The following is a 22,413-nucleotide window of genomic DNA, read 5'->3' as shown; positions in this document are numbered from 1 at the left end:
CAATTTTTACTGTTGACAGCAGGGGAAAAAATCGTCTAAGAATACTATTTTGCCAAAACGATTATGGAGCAGCAAACAATGAAGACTTACAGCCCCAAACCTGAAGATATCAAAAGAGACTGGTACGTGGTAGATGCCCAGGACAAGATTCTGGGCAGACTGGCCACCCGGATAGCCACCAAACTCAGAGGCAAGGACAAGCCCGAATTCGCCCCGCATATGGATATGGGCGATTTTGTGGTGGTGGTCAACGCCCAGCAGATCAAGGTAACCGGAGACAAGCTGGAACAGAAGAAATACTACTACCACACCGGTTATCCCGGCGGCATCAAGGAAAACTCACTGGACAGGATGCTGCAGAAAAAGCCGGAAGAAGTCATTAGAAAAGCAGTAGGCCGCATGCTGCCCAAGAACAAACTGGGCCGCAAGCTCCTTAAAAAGCTTAAAGTCTACTCCGGCCCCGAACACCCCCATGCCGCCCAGCAACCCAAAGTCATCCAGGATTAATACTTTTTGGAGCAAAAAAGATGAAGGAAGAATACTTTTACGGCAAAGGCAAGCGCAAGACTTCTACAGCCAGGACCAGGCTCTACAGCGGGTCCGGGCAGATACTGGTCAATGGAAGGCCCTACCAGGAGTATTTCCCCAGGGCCACACTGCAGATGGTCATCAATCAGCCCCTGAAGCTCACCCAGGCCACAGGCAAGTTCGATATCAAGATCAACGTCGATGGCGGCGGCCTGGCCGGGCAGGCCGAGGCAGTGCGCCACGGCATCAGCAGGGCCCTTCTGCAGGTGGACCAGGACAACCGGCCTGTACTCAAGAAAGCCGGCCTGCTTACCAGGGATGCCAGGGTCAAGGAAAGAAAGAAATACGGCCAGAGAGGCGCCAGGGCCAAATTCCAGTACTCCAAGCGCTAACCACAGCACCGGCCAGCAGAAGCTTCGCACTCAAAAAGGCAGGGTCAACGCCCTGCCTTTTTTATTGTCCAGTACAGTTCACAGCCAACATTCGCATTGACTTGCCGGCATGCTTTGAATATTTTTATAGGTTTGACGCATGGTTGAAACCTGACATTTCAGCCAATCAATCAGGAGGAATTTGCCTATGCTCCAAAGACCTTTTGTTCCTTCCCGCGCTTTTTTTACCCGCGGCATAGGAAGACACAAGAACAAGCTGCAATCCTTTGAGCTGGCCCTGCGCGATGCGGGTATCGAAAAACAGAACCTGGTTTATGTCTCCAGTATATATCCGCCTTACTGTAAAATGATCTCTGTACAGGAGGGCATAAGCGAACTTCTGCCCGGGGAACTGACTTTTTGCGTCATGGCCAGAAACGCAACCAATGAAAAAGGACGCCTGGTAGGGTCTGCAGTGGGCATGGCCTTTCCGGCGGATGAAAGTCAGTACGGATATATTTCCGAGCATCACGCATTCGGGGCCGATGAAACAGAGATCGGCGACTTCGCCGAAGATCTGGCCTCCACAATGCTGGCTACCACCCTGGGCATCGATTTCGACCCGGAAAAGGACTATGATGAAAGAAGGCAGATATACATGATGAGCGGGCAGATAGTTGACTCTGCCTCGGCCCCCTGTGTAACCACCGGTGTGGCCGGCCTGTGGACCACCACCATTTCTGTGGCTGTATTTCTGCCCTGAGGCGGACACCATGTTTGATGATTTTCTGGACCTTGAAGGCAGCGGCGGGGACAATATCGTCCACGTCTGGCCGGTACCCTACCAGGGCACGGTCAGTTTCGACACCGGCACCAAGGACGGGCCCGAGGCCCTGTTTAAGGCCAGCTACCAGATAGAGCCCTATGACCCGGAACTGGATGCCGACATAAGCGATTACTGCAGTTTCAAAACGCTTCCCTTTCAAAGGCCTGTGGTCTCCGGACCCGGTCAGCTGCAGCAGGAAATGGATTTTTTCCTGGAAAAATTTGATCCCTGTAGAGATTTTATTTTGACCCTGGGGGGAGAGCATTCCATAGCCTTCCCCCTGATCCGGTTTTATTCCAGGGCTTATCCGGACCTGACGGTTCTTCAGGTGGATGCCCATGCCGACCTGAGATCAGACTTTCAGGGCAGCCCTTATTCCCATGCCTGCGTCATGTCCCGGGTCAGGGACCTGGGCCTCAAGACCGCCTCCCTGGGCATTCGCAGTATGGACCGGGACCAGGCTCAAATCATAAAAAACAGTCCATGCCGGATCATGGCCATGCATCCCTGGAACCTGCCCTCGCCGGCACAGGCGGCTGAAGCAGTCAAGGACTTTATCGGCTCCGGCCCTGTATATCTCACCTTTGACGCAGACGGCCTTGACCCGTCCATCATGCCCGGTACGGGCACTCCTGAGCCTGGGGGGCTCGAGTACACCTGGATAAACGATTTCTGGAAACATTTCTGGCCCGGTCCCAGACTGGTGGGAATGGATTTTTGCGAGCTGGCTCCGCGGCCGGGCAGCGTTTTGTCCGAGTCCGTGGGGGTCAAGTGCATTTTGAGGGTCCTGCTTAGCTACTTCAGGACAATTTAATACCCCCAATATCTAACCTTGCGGAGTTGACCATGACCAAACACGACATCCGCCCCATTGACAAACTGCAGAACCCCGATGAGCTGGGGTTTAAAGCCCTTGAGCCCCTTGACCCGGACAACATCCAGGATTTTGACCAGCTCCTGCAGGCCATGGAAAAAACTGCCTTCAGCGGCCGCAGCCTGGGAGAGGCTTTAAATGTACTCCAGGAGATGGTTACGGATCCGGACTGCCTGGTGGTGGGAACCTTCTCCGGGGCCATGACCGTGGCCAAAATGGGCAAGCTCCTGTGCAAGATGATAGATGAGGGCTGGATCAATGTGGTCATTTCCACCGGGGCGCTTATGGCCCACGGCTTTATCGAATCCATTGGGCTAAAGCACTACAAGTATGAAAAGCACAGAATGAATGACCAGGAGCTTTTCAAAATGGGCTTCAACAGGGTTTACGATACCCTGGAGCCGGAAATAAATTTTATGCGGGCCGAAGACATCGTTCATCAGGTGATGCAGGGCATTGACAAAGAAGAGCAGCTAAGTTCTGAAATCCTCTGCCGCAAGATCGGGCGCTACCTGGATGAAAACATTCCCGGACCCGGCATACTCAAAAGCGCTTACCAGCAAAACACTCCGGTATACATACCAGCCTTTACCGACTCGGAGCTGGCCTTAGACATTGCCACCCATATCCTGCGCCAGCAGGAAAAAGGCCCCACCCTGGAGCCGGATACTTATCCGCCCTTTCCCTTCAATCCCTTTCTGGACCTGTTCAGCTACACCAAAAAGATTACTGAAAGCAAAAAGATAGGTCTGTTCACCATAGGCGGCGGCGTACCCAGGAACTGGGCCCAGCAGGTCAGTCCTTTCCTGGAGATTGCCAGCCAGCGCCTGGAAAACTTGGAACTGCCGCTGCGCAGGTTTCAATACGGAGTTCGCATCTGTCCGGAACCGGTGCACTGGGGGGGACTCTCCGGCTGTACCTACCAGGAAGGGGTATCCTGGGGCAAATTCACCCCCAGGGAACAGGGGGGCAAATACGCGGAAATCTATTCAGACGCCACCATTGCCTGGCCCATTCTCATCAAGGGCCTGCAGGACAGGCTGGCCAAAAAGGGGCAACTCTGATCACTGACCTCTGATTTATGTCTCCTGCTTTGCAATCCAGTCCACCGCAGTCTTGAAATCAAGGCTGCCGCTGTAGATGGCCCGGCCGGTGATGACTCCTTCCAGGCCCTTGGGCCCCAGGTGATGGATCTCCTGGATATCTTCCAGGGTGGAGATCCCTCCGGCAGCTATGACCGGCCTGTCTGTAAGCTTGAGTACATGTTCCAGGGCTGCAACATTCACCCCGGACTGCATGCCATCCCGGGCGATGTCCGTATAGATGAAAAACGAGGCTCCCATGGACTCCAGCTCCGGGATGACCTGGTCCACATCCAGGCCGGTATCCTCAACCCAGCCCCTGGATTTGAGTCTGCCGTCCCTGGCATCCAGGGAAACGCCAATCCGGCCCGGAAAACTGCTGCTAAGCTCCCTGAACCCATCCTTTTCCTCCAGGGCCATGGTCCCGATGATGAGCCTTTTCACTCCTGCATCAATGTAAGCCTGGGCCGTATCCAGATCCCTTATGCCTCCGCCCAGTTGAACCGGGATTTTGATCCTGGAGCAGATGTCCGCTATGAGATTTCTGTTGACTGGCTTCCCGGAAAAAGCCCCGTCCAGGTCCACCAGATGCAGCCACTTTGCCCCCAGCCTCTCCCAGTGCTCGGCCATGGCCCCCGGGTCTGCGGAAAAGACGGTCACCTCGTTTTCCAGACCCTGCCTCAGCCGCACACACTGGCCATTCTTGATATCTATCGCCGGAAAAATAATCATAGTCCAAGCTCCCTTACTCCTTGCTCCAGTCCCTCGTTGGCCAGCTGCCTGGCTGATATCCACTTGCCTCCACGCCTGAAAAACTTGCCCGCGCTGGAAAGATCCTCGAGAAGTGCAAACTGTCTTTCATCGAAAAAGAACCTCTGCAACTGCAGGTCCTGCAGGTCTATAAGATTCAGTTCCATCACCACCGCGGCCGGTTCCTGGACCCCCAGAGGTCCACCGATGCGCTCCCTCCACTCAAAAACAAAGGGCACCAGAATATAATCAGCAGGAATGCACTTGCCCACCTGGACCCAGAAATGAAAGGCCGAGCTTTCAGGGCGGGTGTCTGCAGCCACAAGCTCTTTGCACTGCTTGACCATTTCCGGGTAAACGATCTTCTGCCGGCTTTGCCTGAGCAAAGCGGCCAGATCACTGTCCAGCTTTTCTATGACGTCCTTGTCGATTTTTTTCTGGTCAACAGTAATATGGTTGGTGATCATCTCCCAGCGATGCTTGGGCTGGCTGAAACCGGCCACAGCCACTACTGCATCCTCAGGAGGGTAATGCACCGGCTCCCTGGGAGCACAGGCCGTAAGGGCCAGGATAATCACTCCTGTAATGAGGATTATGCATCTCTGAATCAATCCAGGACCCCCTTGGTACTTAGAAGCTCGGTCCTGTCCAGGGCAACCGCCTGACGCAGTGCCAGCCCCAGGGACTTGAAAGCTGCTTCCATGAGGTGGTGTCCGTTTTGTCCGTAATTAAAACACAGGTGCAGATTCATTGCACTGTTGCAGGCCAGGGACTTGAAAAACTCTCTGTATACATCTTTTTCCTCTCCAGCCACTATCGCCGGGAGTATCTGCTCCCCGTGATACACCAGGTATGGCCGCCCGGAAATGTCCAGCACGCACCGGCAAAGGGCTTCGTCCAGGGGCACACTGGCCTGGCCCACCCGGTTTATGCCCTTTTTGTCCCCCAGAGCCTTTGCCAGGGCCTGCCCCAGGCAGATTCCCACGTCTTCCAGGCTGTGATGGGCATCCACATGCAGATCGCCCCGGCACTGCACGCTCAGGCCGAACCCTGCCCAATGCGCCATTAGAGTCAACATATGGTCGAAAAAGCCCACCCCGGTCTGGACCTTGACGCCCTGCTTTTCCCCGGCATCAAGAACCAGATCCAGCTCTACATCAGTCTCCAGCGTTTTCCTGTGAATACTTGCCTGCCGCATATTATCTCTCTATTTTTTATCAGGGCTCATCATCGTCTTGGTCATCATCTTCTTTTTTACCCCGGAATTTTCGCTCCCGGCCCCAGATATAGGCCACCCAGATGCTCACCTCGTACAAAAGAATCAACGGGCCGGACATGAGCACCTGGCTGATGATATCCGGAGGGGTCAGAAAAGCCGCCGCCAGAAAAATGACCAGTACCGCGTACTTGCGCTGTTTGCGAAGCCCCTTGGAACTGACTATGCCCAGCCTGGCCAGAAAAAAGATGAACAGGGGCAGTTCAAAGGCGATGCCGAAGGCAAACAAAAGCTTCACTGCAAAGCTGAAATACTCCCGCAGAGAAGGCATGGGCTGGATCATTTCGTTGGCAAACCCGACGAAAAACTGAAAACCTATGGGAAAGACCACGAAATACCCGAAAAGCGCCCCCACCACAAAAAATAAAGCGGAAATAAAGGCAATGGGTATGATGAACTTGCGCTCCGTTTCATACATTCCCGGGCCCACAAAGCGCCAGATCTGGTAAAAAATGTACGGACTGGCCAGAAACACCCCGGCCACCAGGGACACCTTGAGGTAGGTAAAAAAAGCCTCTGGCAGGCCGGTAAAAATCATGGAGCTGGCTTCAGGCAGCACCTTGACCAGAGGCTGCATTAAAATATCAAAAAGCCTTTCCTTGAAGGCGTAACAGATAAGAAATCCCACAAAGGCCGCGATAATGATACGAAACAGTCGGTACCGCAGCTCTTCCAGGTGTTCGGTAAAGGTCATGCCCTCTTCTTCGGGCATTTCCTCTTCAGTGGTCTCTTGATCGTGCTCGGTTGTCATGACCTGGTTTCAGCCTCTTTATCATTTTCCTTGGCGGTTTTTTCCGGTTCTTCCTGCTCTTCACTGCCGGCTTTTTCCTCAGCCTGTTCTTTTTGTCCGGATTCTTCCGGATTCGGCTCCGGTGAAGGCTTTTCCTCGCTTTGATCCTTAATTTCTTCCTCTGGTTCGGCCTCCTTTTTCTTCGCCGCCTTTTTTTCCATTTTCTTTTTCAGCCTGGTCTGCCGATCCTTGTCCTCTTCCTCCTGGGCCTCCAGATCTATGGTCCTTTTAACGTCAGTAGTCACTCTTTTGAACTCGGCCAGGGTTTTTCCCAGGGATCTGGCTATTTCCGGAAGCTTCTTGGGCCCCAGGACCAGAAGGGCCACCACCAGAATCACCAGGATTTCTGTCGTTCCTATTCCAAACATGACGCATTACCCCTTGGGTCTATTCCCACTCTATGGTGCTTGGAGGCTTGGAGGAAATATCAAAGACCACCCTGTTTACTCCCTGCACCTCATTTATAATCCGGTTGGAGATCCTGGCCAGAATTTCCGGGGGAATCCTGCTCCAGTCGGCGGTCATGGCATCAATGCTGTCCACAATGCGCAGGGCCACCACGTGTTCGTAAGTCCTCTCGTCTCCCATGACCCCCACCGTCTTCAGGGGCAAAAGCACGGCAAACCCCTGCCACACCCGGGTATACCAGTTGGATGCGAAAAGCTCGTTTTGCACAATGCGGTCGGACTTGCGCAGTATTTCCAGCCTTTCCGGGGTGATGGTCCCGATGACCCTTATGGCCAGGCCGGGTCCGGGAAAGGGATGCCGCCAGACAATGGTGTCGGGTATGCCCAGCTCCACAGCCACCTTGCGCACCTCGTCCTTGAACAGCTCCCGCAGAGGCTCCACCAGCTTCAGGTCCATCTTTTCCGGCAGCCCGCCCACATTGTGATGGCTTTTTATCACCGCTGAAGGACCCTTAAAGGAGACGCTCTCGATAACATCCGGATACAGGGTACCCTGGGCCAGCCATTTGACATCCGGAATGGATTTGGCCTCTTTTTCAAAAACCTCGATAAATGTGTGCCCGATAATCTTTCTTTTTTCCTCCGGGTCCTTGACCCCGTGCAGCCGGGAAAGAAAAAGATCCTGGGCCTCTACGTGCTTCAGGTTCAAGTCAAAATGCTTGGTCAGGCTCTCCACCACTTCCAGAGCTTCATTGTGCCGAAGCACTCCATTGTCCACCAGGATACAGTGCAGCCTCTTGCCGATGGCCTTGTGCAGCAGAACAGCCACCACAGTGGAGTCAATACCTCCGCTCAGGCCGCAGACCACCTGCTCGTCATCAGGAATCATCTCCCGTATCTCCTGGATGCAGTCCTGGATAAAGGAGGTCATGGACCAGTCCGGAACCAGACCGGCCACTTTAAAAAGAAAATTGTGCAGAATTCGGTAGCCCTCTTCGGTGTGGGCCACCTCGGGATGAAACTGCAGACCGTATATCTTTTGTTGAGAATCGCCCACAGCGGCTATTTCCACGCTGGAGGTGCGCCCCAGCACTTCAAATCCCGGCGGAGGTGTGAGAACCGTGTCCCCGTGAGACATCCAGACCGTCAGTCCATCCTTGTCTCCCAGTCCCTCCCACAGGGGACAATCACTGACAAACTCAAAGCTCGCCCTGCCGTACTCCCGGTTGCGGGCCGGCTCTACCTGGCCCCCGAAAAGATGGGCCATGAGCTGCATCCCGTAACAGATGCCCAGGATGGGAAGACCCAGCTGAAAAACTCCCTGATCCACCTGAGGCGATTCCTCTCCAGCCACGCTCGAAGGCCCGCCGGACAACACCAGGGCCGAGGGCTGCATGGCTTTTAGATCTTCCAGGCTGACGGTACAGGGATGAATCTCTGAATATATCCCGGATTCCCGGATTCTTCTGGCAATAAGCTGGGTATACTGGGAACCGAAATCCAGAATAATGACTTTGTTTTGAACTTGCATGCCCTTTATGCCTCGTGAAGAAATTTTGTGACTGTCACGCCGGGAAAGCAGTCCCGGGGGACCGCCGCCTCCGGCTTAATAGTTCTCTATACGGTAGTTGGGGGCTTCCTTGGTGATGATTACGTCGTGGACGTGGCTTTCGCGGTAGCCGGCCGGGGTCATGGTCAGAAAACGCCCCTTTTCATGCAGTTCCTGAACCGTGGCGCATCCCAGATAGCCCATGCCGGACTGCACACCGCCTATGAGCTGGTACACGGTATCTCCGGCAGGACCCTTGAAAGGTACCCGTCCCACAATGCCTTCGGGTACCAGTTTGCTGCTTTTTTCCTGAAAATAGCGGTCGCTGCTGCCCTCGCGCATGGCGTCTATGGAACCCATGCCACGGTAAATCTTGTACGTACGTCCCTGGTAGAGAATTGTTTCTCCCGGGCTTTCCTGAGTCCCGGCCAGCATACTGCCCATCATCACTGTATCGGCTCCCGCCACCAGAGCCTTGATCACGTCCCCGGAGAACTTGACCCCGCCGTCGGCAATTACGCAGCAGCCCTTTTCCCGGCAGGCCCTGGTACACTCCATGATGGCAGTCACCTGGGGCACACCGACTCCTGCAACCACCCTGGTAGTGCAGATGGATCCCGGACCGATGCCCACCTTTACCGCATCCACTCCGGCATCCACCAAAGATTTTGCTCCTTCGTAGGTGGCCACATTTCCTGCGATGAGCTGACAGTCCGGATAAGAAGCCTTGATATCCCTGATGCCCTGAATGATATTTCTGGAATGACCATGCGCCGAATCAAGAACTATAAAATCCGAACCGGCCTTGATGAGAGCCTCCACCCTGGCCATCTTGTCCTCGCCTGTGCCTACGGCTGCTCCCACCCTGAGCCTGCCCATTTCATCCTTGCAGGCATTGGGATACTTCTTGATTTTCTCAATATCCTTTATGGTGATAAGGCCTTTAAGTCCGCCTCCTTTTTCCACCACCAGGAGCTTTTCAATCTTGTTTTTCTGCAGAATGTCCTTGGCTTCCAGCAGGGTCGTACCCACCGGGACAGTGACCAGATCGCCGCTGGTCATGACCTGGTCCACCCTGGTCCTGAGATCGCTTACAAAGCGTACGTCACGGTTGGTGACAATGCCCACCAGCCGGCCGTCTTCCTCTACAGGCAAACCGGAAATACGGTATTCGGACATGAGACGCAGAACTGTTTCCACATCATCGCCCGGATGTACAGTAACCGGGTCGACAATCATGCCGCTCTCGGATTTTTTTACCCGCTCCACCTCCTGACTCTGCTCCTCGATGCCCATGTTCTTATGCACCACGCCAACTCCGCCGGAACGGGCCATGGAGATAGCCATTTCAGCTTCGGTAACCGTATCCATGGCTGCGCTGAGCAAAGGGATATTGAGTTCTATCTTGGGGGTAAGCCGGGTCTTGAGGCTGGTTTCTTCAGGCAGGACCTCGGAATAATCCGGCACCAGCAAAACATCGTCAAAGGTTAATCCCTGGCCCCATATCTTTTCCATGACCCCTCCAGTAAGTTTGTAAAGACTGCCCTAGTATCTCGAAAAACTTATTCCTGTTAGCGGTAATCTCCTGTCCATGTCAAACGCCAAAACAACGCCTTTTAGCCGGAAAATCCCAGGACAAAAAAACACCTGTCATATTCCTTCGCCGGGAGCAGGTGTTTCCAGTTCCTGGCGTACTCTTTCCAGTAGCTCCGGGTGGTCAGGATCTATTTCAATAATTTTTTCCAGATGCTCCCGGGCCTTTTCCGGTTCATCAAGATAATACTTGTAAATGATGGCCAGATTGAAGTGTCCCTGATGGTTTTCGGGGTTTAGCTCAAGAAGCCTCTCAAACTTCTCCCTGGCTTCATCATGCCGCTGCATCTGAAACAGGGTAAACCCTGCCTGGTTCAGGGCCAGCTGGTTGTCTGGATCCACACTCAAAGCCCTTCTCCAGAATGAAAGAGCCTTATCCCAGTCCTGGTTCTGCATAAAAAAGCCGGCCAGCTCGGTTATGGCCTCCACATTTTCCGGGTTTTGCTCCACCTCCTGCATGAGCCCGGCTATACGCGCCATCATCTGCTGATCAGCCTGGCGGGTCTGTGTCTCTTCAACAAGTGAGGGTGAATCGATCCTGTACCAGATGGAGGACAGAAAAATGACGGCCAGCCCCAGCATGGCGAAGGCAACCACTGCCCTTCGAATACTTATGGATGATAAAAGGCCGCTACTCATGGTGCATCACCTCCAGCTGCCTTATCTTTTTCTCAAGCTTCTTCTGACCCATGGCCAGAAAGAACAAGTACCCCCCGATGCCCAACCATACAACCACGTTGCTGGCAATCAGATATGTCATAAAAAACCAACCTTTTGCTTATTTTAGTAACCAGGCTTTTTCCAATACCCTGCACGGAAAAAGAGGACCCTTCGAGGCAAATTTTAAAAAAGAAAAAGACTTCATACAACCACCCCCTGGGCCCTCTTCTTATTCCATCACTAACTTTTGAATACTATTTTTTCTGGTATTTCTTAATTGCCAAAAGTGAGTGCTGAATCGGGACCGGTAGAAGCCCTGTATGGTATCTGTTTAGCGCTTTTAAGGAAAGCAGGGGACAGGCACTCCGGGACCCACTTGAGCATCATTTTGTGCTTAAAATATCTCATTTTTTGGGACAAGTGGGTCCCGGAAGAGCCAGTCCCCATGCCACATGCAAAGCGCTAAACAGATACCCTGTATGCGTGGTATAGGGAATCAGTTGCCGGCATATTGCTCCAAAGTCCGTGTTAAGCACATGATGCTCCCCTCAATTCTTGAATCCCTGAATACCTAAATTCCTGAATTCCTCAATGCTCAATCCCTGTACATATACAGATTCCACAGCCGCTCCTGCAGGTTTTTCTGCCTGAAGCGCATCAGGACCAGGGCCGCAGTCACTAACCCCATGGCTATGACGCAGACCACTACAGTGGTCATCATTTCCGGTTCCAGGCCGCCGCCCTCAGAGGCGAACACAGCGGGATGAATGCTGCGCCACATGCGGGCCGACAAAAATACCAGGGGTACATTCAAAAAGGCCACCACACCCAGGACAGCAGCCACCATGCGCATCTTGCGCTGTCCCTCTATGGACTGGCGCAGCACCAGGTAACCGGCGTAAATAAACCACATGATAAGAGCTGTGGAGAGCCTGGGATCCCATGTCCACCATGTGTTCCAGGACACCCTGGCCCAGAGAGAGCCCGTGGCCAGGGCCAGCGTGCTGAGTAACAGTCCCACCTCGGCCGCCGCAACCGCCAGCTGGTCCATGACCGGACTTTTGCGCACGAGAAAAGCAATGCTGGCGCAAAACACAGTGAAAAAACATATCAGTCCCCACCAGGCCAACGGCAGATGCAGATAGAATATTTTCTGCACCAGGCCCATGGTGGCTTCCACAGGCGCGTAAAACCAGATAAAATACTGCGCCAGGGCCATGGCCGCCCCGCCGGCCAGGGCCAGGGGGACCAGCAGGGATGAAACGGTATCGCTGTATTTCATTTTGTACATTTACTCACGGCGTTAAAGTAACCATTCAGGGGTCCTCGGTAGTGATTGCTGGCACAGGCCTGGGGACTGTCCCCAGGCCGATTGAGGCATCCCCTGAATGGTTGCGCGTTAAAAGCACCTTTTATCAGTACTCTCCATAGATAAACGGAAAAAGAAGCAGAGCGGCGCCGGTAAACATTGCATTAAACGCCAGAACCAGCCCCATCCATGATCTTAAGTCGTCGCCTGATCCATCCCCGAGAAAATAGGACCCCATGCTGATCCCGGCCAGCAGAACAGGAATAAGCAATGGAAATATAACCACGCTTAAAAGGGAATCCCTGGCGCTGTGCCCCTGGGACATGGCCCCCAGAAGGGAGCCCACCGCCACCAGGCCCCAGTCCACCAGAAGGATGGAGCCGATTCCACCCGGCCAGGACACTACCTGGTCCTGTCCCAGGAAAACCACTATTGCCGGAAGAAAAACCGCCTGGGCCATTAACAGCAGCACCCCCCCGGCCAGGGCCTTGCCCATCCATATGTACTGTATGGGCATGGGCGCCAGAAGCAGCCCTATCCTGGACTGATTGGCCCCCTCGCTGCTGTACAGGGTGTTGAACACCAGGATCACTGCAAAGCTGGTGGCCAGCCAGAAAATAGCTGCGGCAGCCTGCGGTGATACATCCTCACCCACCGGGGTGGAAAGGCTGAAGACAAAAACCAGGATAAGACCCAGAAGCACCGGCTGAACAATGCCTGCTCCGTCGGCGAACACCAGCCGCAGATCCTTGGCCATGAGGGCCAGGGGCCTGGAGGTCACAGCTGGTTCTCCCTGCAGTGATCTCTGAAATCCTTGGCCGGGCCGAGGTAAGCCTGCTTTTTATTTTCCAGGTATAAAACAAAGTCTGCCAGATCCAGATCCTCTTCCAGGCTGTGACTGACCCAGACCATGGAAGCACCCCTTTGCCTGGCCTTGCCAATTTCCTCTCTTAACATGCGCCGGGACTGGGCGTCCATGCCGGTGGCCGGTTCATCCAGGAAAATAAGTTCAGGCTCAAGCATGAGCACCCTGGCCAGGCTCAGCCTCTGGGACATGCCCCTGGAAAATGTGCGCGCGTTTTCATAGGCAAAGCCCTTGAGCCCCACCAGGGCCAGCAGGTCTAAAAACTCTTTTTCGCTTCTGTCCAGGCTGTACATCCCGGCCCAGAACCGCAGGTTTTCCAGGGCACTGAGCCCGGGATAAATAAAGGTATGGTGCCCCAGGTAGGCTGTCTTCCCGCTGGGCACGCCGGCCTGGACAGTTCCGTGCACGGGCCGGATCAACCCGGTCATGATATTAACCAGGGTGGTCTTGCCCGCGCCGTTGGGGCCGGCCAGAAGCAGCACCTGGCCCTTGCCCAGGCTCAGGGTGATATCTTTGAACACTAACCGCTGGTCAAAAAAATGGCTGACCCGGTCCAGCTCCAGGAGCATATTCTGATTATTCTTTTCCTGCATGATATAACTGCAACCAGCTAAAAAACAGAATTTGTAACTTTTGCCATCTGATAAAAACAGACAGTCTACGCACACCACTGATGAACTGTTACCAGGATTTTAATTCTCCGGTGACCTGATCCTTACTCTGCCCATTATCAGAAAAATTGACAGGCAAAGGATGATGCTGCCTATCCAGATCCAGTTCACCAGGGGGCTTACACTGATTTTAAAGGTGACATTGAGCTCCTGGTCAAACCCCATTATGGTGGAATAAACCTCCTTGCCCAGGGAAAAGATGGTGGAGACCTCCGAGTAGGGCTGATCAAAGTTGCGGTGCAGGGTGCGCTGAGGAAGCATGGTGCCCACCTCTTTGCCGTCCCGGGTTACGTCCAGCCTGGCCTCGTAGATTGACACCCCGGGGTCGTGCTCTTCCCGGAAATCGGAATAGGTGACTTCAAAACCGCTGATCTCAGTGCTTTCACCCTGGCTCAGCCGCACCTGGATTTCCTCCTGGTACGGACCGGAAAAGGCCACCCCAAGCACAATCATGGCCACCCCGAAATGAACCAGGTAAAGCCCCCAGCCTTTACGGCTGCGGCGCAATTCCCGTCTGGACAGGATATAAAAGATCATGGACACCATTCCTGCCGTGCCTGCAGAAGCCGCAATCAGGGGCATAAAATCTCGCATGCCTCCGATCCAGAGACCGGCAACGGACACTGCAAAAACCAGAACCACCGCCAGCAGTCCCTGCATGTCCAGAATTCCCTGTCGCCAGTTGAACCAGGGGCAGACGCACATGACTAAGGCCATGGCAGTAAAAAGCGGCAGGCATACCCGGTTGTAAAAATCCGGCCCCAGTCCCATGGGGCTCTCGGTCCAGATATTGGAAATAACCGGCCACATGGTGCCCATGGCCACTATCACGGCCAGGGCCAGAAAAATCCAGGAGACCACTATGAGAAGCCCCTGCTTACTCCAAAGGCTGTCCATGGCGCTTTTCTGCTTCTGCCCGGCCATAGCCACGAAAAGAGTAAGGGCAAGGCCTGCCAGCATGAAAATCACCAGCGGACCCCCTACTCCCCGGCCGCCGAAAGTATGCAGGGATTCGATGACGTCGCTTCGCACCAGGTAGGTGGCGAAAAAGCAGGTAAGCAGGGAAAGACTGATAAGTATGAGGTTGGATCGGTGCAGTACGTTTCTCTGCTTGCCCACTATGGCTGTATGCAGAAAAGCCGTGCTTATAAGCCAGGGGATCAGCGAGGCGTTTTCCACCGGGTCCCAGGCCCAGTATCCGCCCCATCCCAGTTCCATATAGGCCCACCATCCGCCCAGAAGTATAGCGCCGCCGGTGAGCATGACCCAGGCAAAAAGCACCCAGTTGCGGCACTGGAAAATCCAGCTGCGCTGATCACCGCTCAGCCACCCGGCCAGAGCCAGGCAGGCCGGGATGGTAAAGCCGGCGTAACCCAGAAAAGTCATGGGCGGATGAAATATCATGCCCACGTTCTGCAGAAGAGGATTCAGCCCGCTTCCGCCCATGGGCTGGATATCATAAACGATAAAGGGATTGCTCGGTCCGGTAAGCATGAGCAGTAAAAAAGCCTGGACAATAAACATCATCCCCCAGAACCAGGCCTTGGTGTCCCTGGCCAGGGACTTGTACACAGGAGATAAAAGCCAGATGCCGGCCATGATGACCACCACCCACAGCCAGAAAAGAAGAGATCCTTCCTGACCGGCCCAGAAGGCTGAAACCTGATAATGCATGGGTAGAAACTCATCAGAATTCCTGTAAACGTACGAATATGTAAAATCCCGGGTTATAAAAGCCCAGAGAAGCACCAGAGAGCTAAGGGTAACCAACCCCGTAACCGCTGCCTGTCCCTTCTCCAGCCAGGGCACGATCTTTATATCCTCTCCGGTACTTCTGATACGCCATAATCCTGCAAAAGCAGCTGCAGCCAGGAGAATCATGATGATAAGCGAGGTCAGCAGTGCAAAAAAACCCAGATAGTGCATGAGAAAATCCTACTGTTTCAGGGTTGATTAATTCAAAAATAAAGGCCCGCCCCGGGATGCAGGCAGAGCCTTTGTGGGTTCAGCTGTTGAGACGGGGGAAGCCTTTATTGTTTGCTCTCGTATCGGGACGGACACTGGGTCATGAGATCGTGGGCCATGAAAATCCCTTCCTCGGGCCTGGCCTGACCTTCGACAATAACCCCGGCTCCGGGCCTGAAAGCATCGGGAACCGCTCCAGCATATCTTACCCGGATGACCTTGTCCTTGTCATCCTTGTCCTGAAGCATGAAGGTCACCCCCAGGGCATCACTGTCTCTTTCAAGTTCTTCCTCTGCCACCTTACCGAAAAGTCTGGCCCGGTCCAGCTTGTCCTGGTCCATGGCCAGGGCCTCGGAGACCTCAAGAAAGTAAGTGCTGCTCTGGGTCACACTGGTAACCACCAGGTATCCCACTCCGGAAAAAATCAGCAAAAAAGCCGCAAGATACATGAATTTTGATTTTTTTTGTGTGGACATACAGAAGTCCTCCTGTAAATCGTGTTCTATACCGGGTGACAAGCCCTTGAACATAATCCTGCAGATTTACTGCAGGCGACGCGGTCAGTAGTTCAAAAAAATACTACACCTTCTTTGTTCAGCATTCAAGCACAAATAAATTCCATACACTGTCTAAGTGCGGATACATATCCGCGCCAGCATGCTGCTTCCGCCAGCCCCAAACCGGGAAAGTTAATTTTATGTTAATATGTATGGATTAAAGACATTTTGTGTCAGCCCTTGCTTCTGATAACCGGGGTCTGTATCATTGGGAACCCTTTTCACCCACTCCTGATCTGCTCCGGCTTTTAAGCTCCGCCCTGCTCTGCCTGGCCATCTCACGCATATCAACCACCTCATCTGTCTCGTCAACAATTTCCTTGCCCAGAATCTCTTCCATGACATCCTCCAGGGTAACCAGTCCGGCAATACCGCCGTATTCATCCAGGACCATAAAAAGATGCACTCTGGAATTGAGGCATTTGATGAGCAGACGGTCCAGACTCATGGTCTCCACCACGAAGTCCACCCGACGCATAAGGTCTTCCAGTCTGATGTGGTCCTGATCTCTGGCCAGTGCATCCAGGATCTGGCTGCGGCTGACAATCCCCACCACATCCTCGGGATCATCCCCTTCATATACCGGTATGCGGCTGTGCGGCCAGAAGGTCTTGTACTCCCTGGCCTCTGAAACGGTCATTTTCGCCGGAAGGGAAAAAATCACCATCCTGGGGGTCATGATATCCCTGACCATCTTCTTGTCCAGGGATAAAATATTCTGGATGGTCAGTTCCTCATAAGGCTTTATGACCCCGGAACGGCGCGTCAGGCTGAGCATGGCCAGCAGGTCCTCCTCAGAAGTGGTTGGCCCAGCCTTTTTTCTTTCAATAAAGACCACCAGGTACCTGCACACCACTATTACCGGCTTTAACACCCACACCAGGGCCACCAGAGGCTTGGCCAGAATTGGTGCCACGCGCCTGTTGAACACTACGCCCATGGTTTTGGGGATGATTTCTGAGAATATAAGTATTGTCAGGGTAAAGACAATGGAAAAATAGATAAGATTCTGCGCACCGAACACACTGGCTGCGGCAGCTCCGGCTATGGCCGCGCCTGCTGTGTTGGCCAGGGTGTTCAGGGTCAAAATGGCGGTAATGGGCTGGTCGATCCTGGAGCGCAGTTTATACAGCAACTCCCCGCTTTTTTTCTTTTCCTTCTTAAGCCTTTCTATAAAGCTCCAGGGAACGGAGTAAAGCGCAGCCTCGGCGATGGAACAAAATGCGGATACAACCACCGCAAGGGAGAAGGCAATGATGAGCTCCCACATATATTCTCAAGAGTTAACAGAAGGCTGCACCAGAGGCAAGTATAACCTGAATAAAGCCTGCAATGGTTCACCACCCCCTGCTTAAGCTTTTTTTGCGCCAACAGAGTTGCCGGCCACCCAGCCCGTGGAAAAAGCCGCCTGCAGGTTGTAGCCGCCTGTGTCTGCATCAATGTCTAAAACCTCGCCTGCAAAGTAAAGGCCGCTTACTTTTCTGGACTGCATGGTCCTGGGATCAACCTCAGAGAGCTTCACCCCTCCGGAAGTGATTATGGCCTCGTTAAAAGACCGATGCCCGGTGATATCCAGGCATAACTCCTTGCACCACATACGCAGGGCCTTGTGTTCCGGGGAGGTGAGTTCACTGCCGGGCTTGTCCGGGTCAATGCCGGATTTCTCCAGAAAGACGGGGATCATTTTTATGGGCAGAAATTCCTTGAGAATATTGGAAATCTTTCTTTTGCCCCGGGCATGCATTCGGCTGGATATCCTGGATTTCAAGGCGGTGTGGCTCACCGCAGGTTTTAGATCAATGACCAGTTTGACTTCCTGGTTTCGGTTCAGGGCCTGGACCGCCTCCCTGCTGAGGGTCAGGACAATGGGTCCGGAAACCCCGAAATGGGTGAAAAGCATCTCCCCGAAGTCTTGCGCCTGCTTTTTGCCCTGGACATATATCCCGGCCTGCACGTTTCTAAGGCTTAAGCCCTGCATCATAGGGGCGGTGTCGCCCGCCGTCTCTAAGGGGACCAGGCCTGGGTAGACCGGGACAATTTCATGCCCCAGAGCTCTGGCCAGAGCGTAGCCGTCTCCGGTGGACCCGGTAGCCGGAAACGAGGCCCCGCCTGTGGCGATAATGATATTGTCGGTCCCGACAAACTCTTCTTTTGCACCCTGCCTGTCGGCAACTACACCTTGGACCCGGCCCTGCTCTGCAACCACCTGCCTTACCGCCCTGCCGGACTGTATTTTCACTCCAGACTCTTTAACCCAGCCGACCAGGGTGCGCACCACGTCAGAGGCCTGCTGGGTGCGCGGAAAGATCCTTCCTCCTCGTTCCTCGACGGTCTCAAGTCCCAGTGCATCAAAAAATGAAACAAGATCTTGGTTAAAGAAGCGGCCCAGGGCAAAGCGCATAAATTTTGCCCCGTGGCCGAAAGAGCGCAGGAAATCATTCATGGCAGCAGTATTGGTGAGATTGCAGCGCCCCTGGCCGGTAATGCCCAGCTTCCTGGCCGGCAGATGCTTTTTTTCCAGAAGGACCACCCGCAGCCCCCTGGACGCCGCCTGACCTGCGGCCATCAGGCCGGCAGGACCTCCGCCGACTACAATTACTTCCTGGTAAGAGCCGGTTTCCGCCATCAAGACCTGGGCTGAAAAAAGGAATCCCTGCGCACCGGTTTCATCCCCGCGGCCCGGATATGGTGCTTTAGCTGATCAACCCCAAGGCCTGTGGGTGTATCCGCACCTGCGGCGTGGCCCACCTTTTCCTCGACTATGGTCCCGTCGAAATCATCAGCCCCGTACCAGAGGCCAAGCTGAGCGGCCTTGATACCGCAAAAGGCCCAGTAAGCCTTGATGTGCTTGATATTATCCAGGAAAATACGCGATATAGCCCACATCTTGACCAGGTCCACACCGTCGGGTCCTGCGGCCTGCAATTCATTTCTGCCCGGCTGATAAGGCAGGGGTATAAAGCACAGAAATCCGCTGCTTCTGTCCTGCAGATCGCGCAGGGCCTGCAGATGATCCAGGCGATCCACCCAGGACTCCACGTGACCGAAAAGAAGGGTGCAGTTGGTGGGTATATTCAGGCTGTGGGCCAGTTCATGCACCTTGAGCCACTCTTCTCCGGAAAGCTTTTCCGGGCAGAGGTGTCTGCGCAGCTGCGGGGAAAAGACCTCGGCTCCGCCTCCGGGCAGGGCATCCAGTCCGGCCTGCACGAACTCGGTCAATACCTGCTCTCTCGTCTTTTCATACTGCCCGGCCAGGTAGGCTATTTCCACCGCGGTAAAGGCCTTGATATGTACTTCCGGGCGGATCTCCTTGATGGACTTCAGCATTTCCAGGTAATAGTCATAAGGCAGATCCGGATTCAGGCCCCCCACCACATGAATCTCGTCAATGGGCTCATGCATCCGGCTCTTTACGGCGACCCGGATCTGGTCCACGCTCATGACGTAAGCGCCTTCTTCCCCTGCCCTCTTGCTGTAGGCGCAGAACCGGCAGGCGTTGCTGCAGATATTGGTATAATTTAAGTGCTGGTTGTATACGAAAAAGGCCTGATCCCCGAACAGCCTGGTACGAACCGCCAGGGCCGCTCGTCCAAGCTTATGCACATCTGCGGACCGGGCCAGGTGCAGGGCCTCTTCCGGGCTGATACGCCCGCCGTCATGCACCTTGCTTAAAATGTTGTCCGTATCACTCATAGGTAAAAATCCACCTTGGTCCCGGGATATTGTCCCCCAGGGAGAACTCGCTTAAGATCCTGCGCAGGATGGACATTCTCTCCTCGGGTCCTTCCAGCTGCTTTGCGTCCCTGGGCAGCTGAACCTTTTCGCAGAGTATATCCAGGGCCTCGCTCCTGCCCCCCAGCTCATCCACCAGACCGGCCTCCAGGGCCTGCCTGCCGGTCATGGCCCGGCCGTCAGCCAGATCATAAACCCTTTGCTCGTCCATGTCCCGGGCCAGGGCCACGTCCTGTACAAACTGCTCGTGCATATCATCCACCAGGCCCTGAAAGTATTCTCTCTCCTCCTCGGTCATGGGCCGCGATACTGTCCCGGCATCCTTGAACTCACCGCTGTAGACCCCCTGGTCCTCGATGCCCAGTTTCTGCAGAAGCTCCTGGATATTGGTCAGGGTGACCTTGACCCCGATGCTGGCCGTCAGCGTTCCCGGATTGGCCACTATCACCCCGGCCGGACTGGCGGCGTAGTATCCCCCCGAGGCCGCAACAGACCCCAGAGAGGCCACCACTGGCTTCTCCCGGGCCAGGTCCTTTACAGCCCTGAAGACCTCCTGGGACGGGGCCACCACCCCTCCGGGGGAGTTGACCCTCAAAAGCACCCCTTTTACGGAATCTTTTTCTTCCAGTTCCTGAATCCAGTCCACAATATCCCTGGAATCGGTAATAAGCCCACTGACATTGACCACCCCGATTTTGGGCTGGGTTCGTAATTTTGGTCCATCAAAAAAAAGAAAATTAAAAACGGCCATGGCCAGCATGAATGTGACCACGGCCGTTATTATGAGCATGAAACCAAAAATCAGCGGATGTCTCTGGCTGAATTTAGTCTTGCTTGTCTCCATCCCCTTCTTCCAGTTTCTGTCGGATTAAATCGCCAAGGTTGCTGCCCGGGGCTGCGCTGCCGTTTTTACCGCGCTGATCAGCGGGGGCGCTCTTTTTCTCCTCCTCTTCCAGGTGCTGCTTGATGGACAGGCCCAGCCTGCGCTCGTCAGCACTGACATGGATGACCTTGGCCTGAATTTCCTGGCCTTCGGAAAAGAATTCCTTGGGGTTCTTGATTTTCTTGCGGCTCATCTCGGAAACATGCACCAGGCCCTCGATACCTTCCTCCACCTCTACAAAGAGTCCGAAATCAGTAATGTTGGTTATTTTGCCGGTAACGGTGGTCCCTACGGGGTAATGCCTGGGCACCTCTGCCCAGGGATCCTCGGTAAGCTGCTTGATGCCCAGGGTGAACTTCTCGTTTTCCTTGTCCACTGTAAGCACCTTGGCCCGGACCATGTCCCCGTTCTTGAAGAGCTCTGAGGGGTGACGCACCTTTTTGGTCCAGGACATGTCCGAGACATGGATAAGGCCGTCTATGCCGTCCTCGATGCCGATAAACAGGCCGAACTCGGTGATATTCTTCACCGGTGCCTCCAGGATGGTCCCCTCGGGATACTTTTCCGCAACCACGTCCCAGGGGTTGGGGCTGACCTGTTTCATCCCCAGGGAGATACGCTTGCGGTCGGAATCTATCCCCAGGACCACCACTTCCACTTCGTCGCCGGATTTGACCAGTTGAGAAGGGTGCCTGAGCTTCCTGGTCCAGGACATCTCGGAGATGTGCACCAGGCCTTCCACACCGTCGTCCAGTTCCACAAAGGCCCCGTAGTCAGCCAGGTTGGTGACCTTTCCAGTCATCCTGGTGCCTTCGGGATATTTTTCACCTATATTCTCCCAGGGATCGCTCACCAGCTGCTTAAGGCCCAGAGAGACCTTTTTTTCCTCGGAGTCGAAACCCAGAACCTTGAGTTCCAGGTCGTCTCCCAGTTGAACCATCTCCTTGGGATGACGTATCCTTTTCCAGGACATGTCGGTTATGTGCAGCAGGCCGTCCAGCCCGCCCAGGTCGATGAACACCCCGTACTCGGTGATATTCTTGACCTTGCCCTGGACCACCTGGCCTTCCTTGATGGTATCCAGAAGCTCCTGGCGCATGTTTTCACGTTCTTCTTCCAGGAGTACCCGGCGGGAAATGATGACATTGCTGCGCCTGCGGTTGATCTTGAGGATACGGAAATCCATTTCCTGGCCCACCAGGGCGTCCATGTCCGGTACGGGCCGAAGATCCACATGAGAACCCGGCAGAAAGGCCTCCAGACCTTCCAGGTCCACATTGTAGCCGCCCTTGATCCTCTTGACGATTTTGCCCTGGATGGTGGTCTGGTTGTCCATAATGTCCTGCAGATCATCCAGAAGCTTCACCCGCCTGGCCTTTTCCCGGGACAGGGAAATAGCGCCTTCGTTTTCATCCTTCTGGGTGACAAAGACGTCCACCTTGTCGCCCTCTTGCACGGTAAGATTGCCTTCCGCGTCCTGAAATTCGGAAACAGGAATCTGCCCCTCGGACTTGAAGTTGACATCCACCAGGACATAGTCCTTTTCCACTTTAACCACTTCACCGGTAACGATACTTCCTTCCTGAACCTCGCCGAAATCAGCGTTGAGATAGTCCTCCAGCGCTGATTCGAAGCTTACTTCGGTTTCAAAGTTTTCCTGCGGCTCAGTGGTTTCGTTTGTGTTTTGCATATAAATCCCCCTAACACACTTGATAAATTTGCTGC

General features: G+C 54.2%; 24 protein-coding genes. 5 read left to right on the top strand and 19 right to left on the bottom strand.

What is annotated here, in order from left to right:
* Window positions 1-78: 78 nt before the first annotated feature.
* The 5 genes from rplM (at window position 79) to DTHIO_RS11030 (ending at window position 3,663) form a co-directional block, all read left to right on the top strand.
* The gene (gene rplM, locus DTHIO_RS11050) at window positions 79-507 is read left to right on the top strand and encodes a 50S ribosomal protein L13 (RefSeq protein ID WP_008870384.1); all 429 of its coding nucleotides are present in this window, start codon (window positions 79-81) and stop codon (window positions 505-507) included.
* Between the two features lie 20 nt (window positions 508-527).
* Window positions 528-920 carry a 30S ribosomal protein S9 gene (rpsI, locus tag DTHIO_RS11045; protein WP_008870383.1) on the top strand — a complete coding sequence of 131 codons (393 nt, stop codon included), beginning with the start codon at window positions 528-530 and terminating at the stop codon, window positions 918-920.
* Window positions 921-1,107: 187 nt separating this feature from the next.
* Window positions 1,108-1,662, top strand: a complete 555-nt coding sequence (locus tag DTHIO_RS11040; RefSeq protein WP_008870382.1) for a pyruvoyl-dependent arginine decarboxylase — start codon at window positions 1,108-1,110, stop codon at window positions 1,660-1,662.
* Between the two features lie 10 nt (window positions 1,663-1,672).
* Window positions 1,673-2,539, top strand: a complete 867-nt coding sequence (gene speB, locus DTHIO_RS11035; protein ID WP_008870381.1) for an agmatinase — start codon at window positions 1,673-1,675, stop codon at window positions 2,537-2,539.
* A 32-nt stretch (window positions 2,540-2,571) separates the two neighbouring features.
* On the top strand, window positions 2,572-3,663 hold the full coding sequence (locus DTHIO_RS11030; protein WP_008870380.1) for a deoxyhypusine synthase family protein: 1,092 nt from the start codon (window positions 2,572-2,574) through the stop codon (window positions 3,661-3,663).
* A 15-nt stretch (window positions 3,664-3,678) separates the two neighbouring features.
* Here DTHIO_RS11030 and hisA read toward each other — a convergent pair whose 3' ends face one another.
* From hisA to DTHIO_RS10940, 19 genes are all read right to left on the bottom strand, one after another.
* Window positions 3,679-4,413 (bottom strand): 1-(5-phosphoribosyl)-5-[(5-phosphoribosylamino)methylideneamino]imidazole-4-carboxamide isomerase, encoded by a 735-nt coding sequence (gene hisA, locus DTHIO_RS11025; protein WP_008870379.1) that lies wholly within the window; start codon window positions 4,411-4,413, stop codon window positions 3,679-3,681.
* Complete coding sequence (locus DTHIO_RS19815; protein ID WP_008870378.1) at window positions 4,410-5,042, bottom strand: hypothetical protein; 633 nt, start codon at window positions 5,040-5,042, stop codon at window positions 4,410-4,412. Before DTHIO_RS19815 ends, hisA begins: the two co-directional genes overlap by 4 nt.
* On the bottom strand, window positions 5,039-5,629 hold the full coding sequence (gene hisB, locus DTHIO_RS11015; protein ID WP_008870377.1) for an imidazoleglycerol-phosphate dehydratase HisB: 591 nt from the start codon (window positions 5,627-5,629) through the stop codon (window positions 5,039-5,041). Before hisB ends, DTHIO_RS19815 begins: the two co-directional genes overlap by 4 nt.
* A 19-nt stretch (window positions 5,630-5,648) precedes the next feature.
* Window positions 5,649-6,401, bottom strand: a complete 753-nt coding sequence (gene tatC / locus DTHIO_RS11010; RefSeq protein WP_040418535.1) for a twin-arginine translocase subunit TatC — start codon at window positions 6,399-6,401, stop codon at window positions 5,649-5,651.
* 53 nt (window positions 6,402-6,454) lie between these two features.
* The gene (tatB, locus tag DTHIO_RS11005; RefSeq protein ID WP_008870375.1) at window positions 6,455-6,865 is read right to left on the bottom strand and encodes a Sec-independent protein translocase protein TatB; all 411 of its coding nucleotides are present in this window, start codon (window positions 6,863-6,865) and stop codon (window positions 6,455-6,457) included.
* 19 nt (window positions 6,866-6,884) lie between these two features.
* Window positions 6,885-8,435 (bottom strand): glutamine-hydrolyzing GMP synthase, encoded by a 1,551-nt coding sequence (guaA, locus tag DTHIO_RS11000; RefSeq protein WP_008870374.1) that lies wholly within the window; start codon window positions 8,433-8,435, stop codon window positions 6,885-6,887.
* Between the two features lie 75 nt (window positions 8,436-8,510).
* Window positions 8,511-9,968: an IMP dehydrogenase gene (gene guaB, locus DTHIO_RS10995; RefSeq protein WP_008870373.1), complete on the bottom strand. Its 1,458-nt coding sequence runs from the start codon at window positions 9,966-9,968 to the stop codon at window positions 8,511-8,513.
* Window positions 9,969-10,103: 135 nt separating this feature from the next.
* Window positions 10,104-10,685, bottom strand: coding sequence for a tetratricopeptide repeat protein (locus tag DTHIO_RS10990; RefSeq protein ID WP_008870372.1), 582 nt, complete (start codon window positions 10,683-10,685; stop codon window positions 10,104-10,106).
* A complete protein-coding gene (locus tag DTHIO_RS20515) occupies window positions 10,678-10,806 on the bottom strand; it encodes a CcmD family protein (protein ID WP_008870371.1) in 129 nt (42 codons plus the stop codon). Before DTHIO_RS20515 ends, DTHIO_RS10990 begins: the two co-directional genes overlap by 8 nt.
* A 495-nt stretch (window positions 10,807-11,301) precedes the next feature.
* Window positions 11,302-11,988: a cytochrome c biogenesis protein CcsA gene (gene ccsA, locus DTHIO_RS10985; RefSeq protein WP_008870370.1), complete on the bottom strand. Its 687-nt coding sequence runs from the start codon at window positions 11,986-11,988 to the stop codon at window positions 11,302-11,304.
* A 133-nt stretch (window positions 11,989-12,121) separates the two neighbouring features.
* Window positions 12,122-12,796, bottom strand: a complete 675-nt coding sequence (locus DTHIO_RS10980; protein WP_008870369.1) for a heme exporter protein CcmB — start codon at window positions 12,794-12,796, stop codon at window positions 12,122-12,124.
* A complete protein-coding gene (locus DTHIO_RS10975) occupies window positions 12,793-13,473 on the bottom strand; it encodes an ABC transporter ATP-binding protein (RefSeq protein ID WP_008870368.1) in 681 nt (226 codons plus the stop codon). The genes DTHIO_RS10980 and DTHIO_RS10975 overlap by 4 nt, the downstream gene beginning before the upstream one ends.
* Before the next feature lie 99 nt (window positions 13,474-13,572).
* Window positions 13,573-15,477, bottom strand: a complete 1,905-nt coding sequence (locus DTHIO_RS10970) for a heme lyase CcmF/NrfE family subunit (RefSeq protein ID WP_008870367.1) — start codon at window positions 15,475-15,477, stop codon at window positions 13,573-13,575.
* Window positions 15,478-15,581: 104 nt separating this feature from the next.
* A complete protein-coding gene (locus DTHIO_RS10965; RefSeq protein ID WP_008870366.1) occupies window positions 15,582-15,992 on the bottom strand; it encodes a cytochrome c maturation protein CcmE in 411 nt (136 codons plus the stop codon).
* A gap of 286 nt (window positions 15,993-16,278) precedes the next feature.
* A complete protein-coding gene (locus tag DTHIO_RS10960; RefSeq protein WP_008870365.1) occupies window positions 16,279-17,343 on the bottom strand; it encodes a hemolysin family protein in 1,065 nt (354 codons plus the stop codon).
* An 81-nt stretch (window positions 17,344-17,424) separates the two neighbouring features.
* Window positions 17,425-18,699 (bottom strand): BaiN/RdsA family NAD(P)/FAD-dependent oxidoreductase, encoded by a 1,275-nt coding sequence (locus tag DTHIO_RS10955; protein WP_008870364.1) that lies wholly within the window; start codon window positions 18,697-18,699, stop codon window positions 17,425-17,427.
* Window positions 18,699-19,766, bottom strand: coding sequence for an aminofutalosine synthase MqnE (gene mqnE / locus DTHIO_RS10950; RefSeq protein ID WP_008870363.1), 1,068 nt, complete (start codon window positions 19,764-19,766; stop codon window positions 18,699-18,701). The genes DTHIO_RS10955 and mqnE overlap by 1 nt, the downstream gene beginning before the upstream one ends.
* Window positions 19,759-20,649 carry a signal peptide peptidase SppA gene (gene sppA, locus DTHIO_RS10945; RefSeq protein WP_008870362.1) on the bottom strand — a complete coding sequence of 297 codons (891 nt, stop codon included), beginning with the start codon at window positions 20,647-20,649 and terminating at the stop codon, window positions 19,759-19,761. The genes mqnE and sppA overlap by 8 nt, the downstream gene beginning before the upstream one ends.
* Window positions 20,630-22,378 (bottom strand): 30S ribosomal protein S1, encoded by a 1,749-nt coding sequence (locus DTHIO_RS10940; protein WP_008870361.1) that lies wholly within the window; start codon window positions 22,376-22,378, stop codon window positions 20,630-20,632. The genes sppA and DTHIO_RS10940 overlap by 20 nt, the downstream gene beginning before the upstream one ends.
* Window positions 22,379-22,413: the final 35 nt, after the last annotated feature.

This window comes from Desulfonatronospira thiodismutans ASO3-1 (assembly GCF_000174435.1).
GTDB classification, from domain to species: domain Bacteria; phylum Desulfobacterota; class Desulfovibrionia; order Desulfovibrionales; family Desulfonatronovibrionaceae; genus Desulfonatronospira; species Desulfonatronospira thiodismutans.
This window is presented reverse-complemented; position numbering and strand designations above follow the sequence as displayed.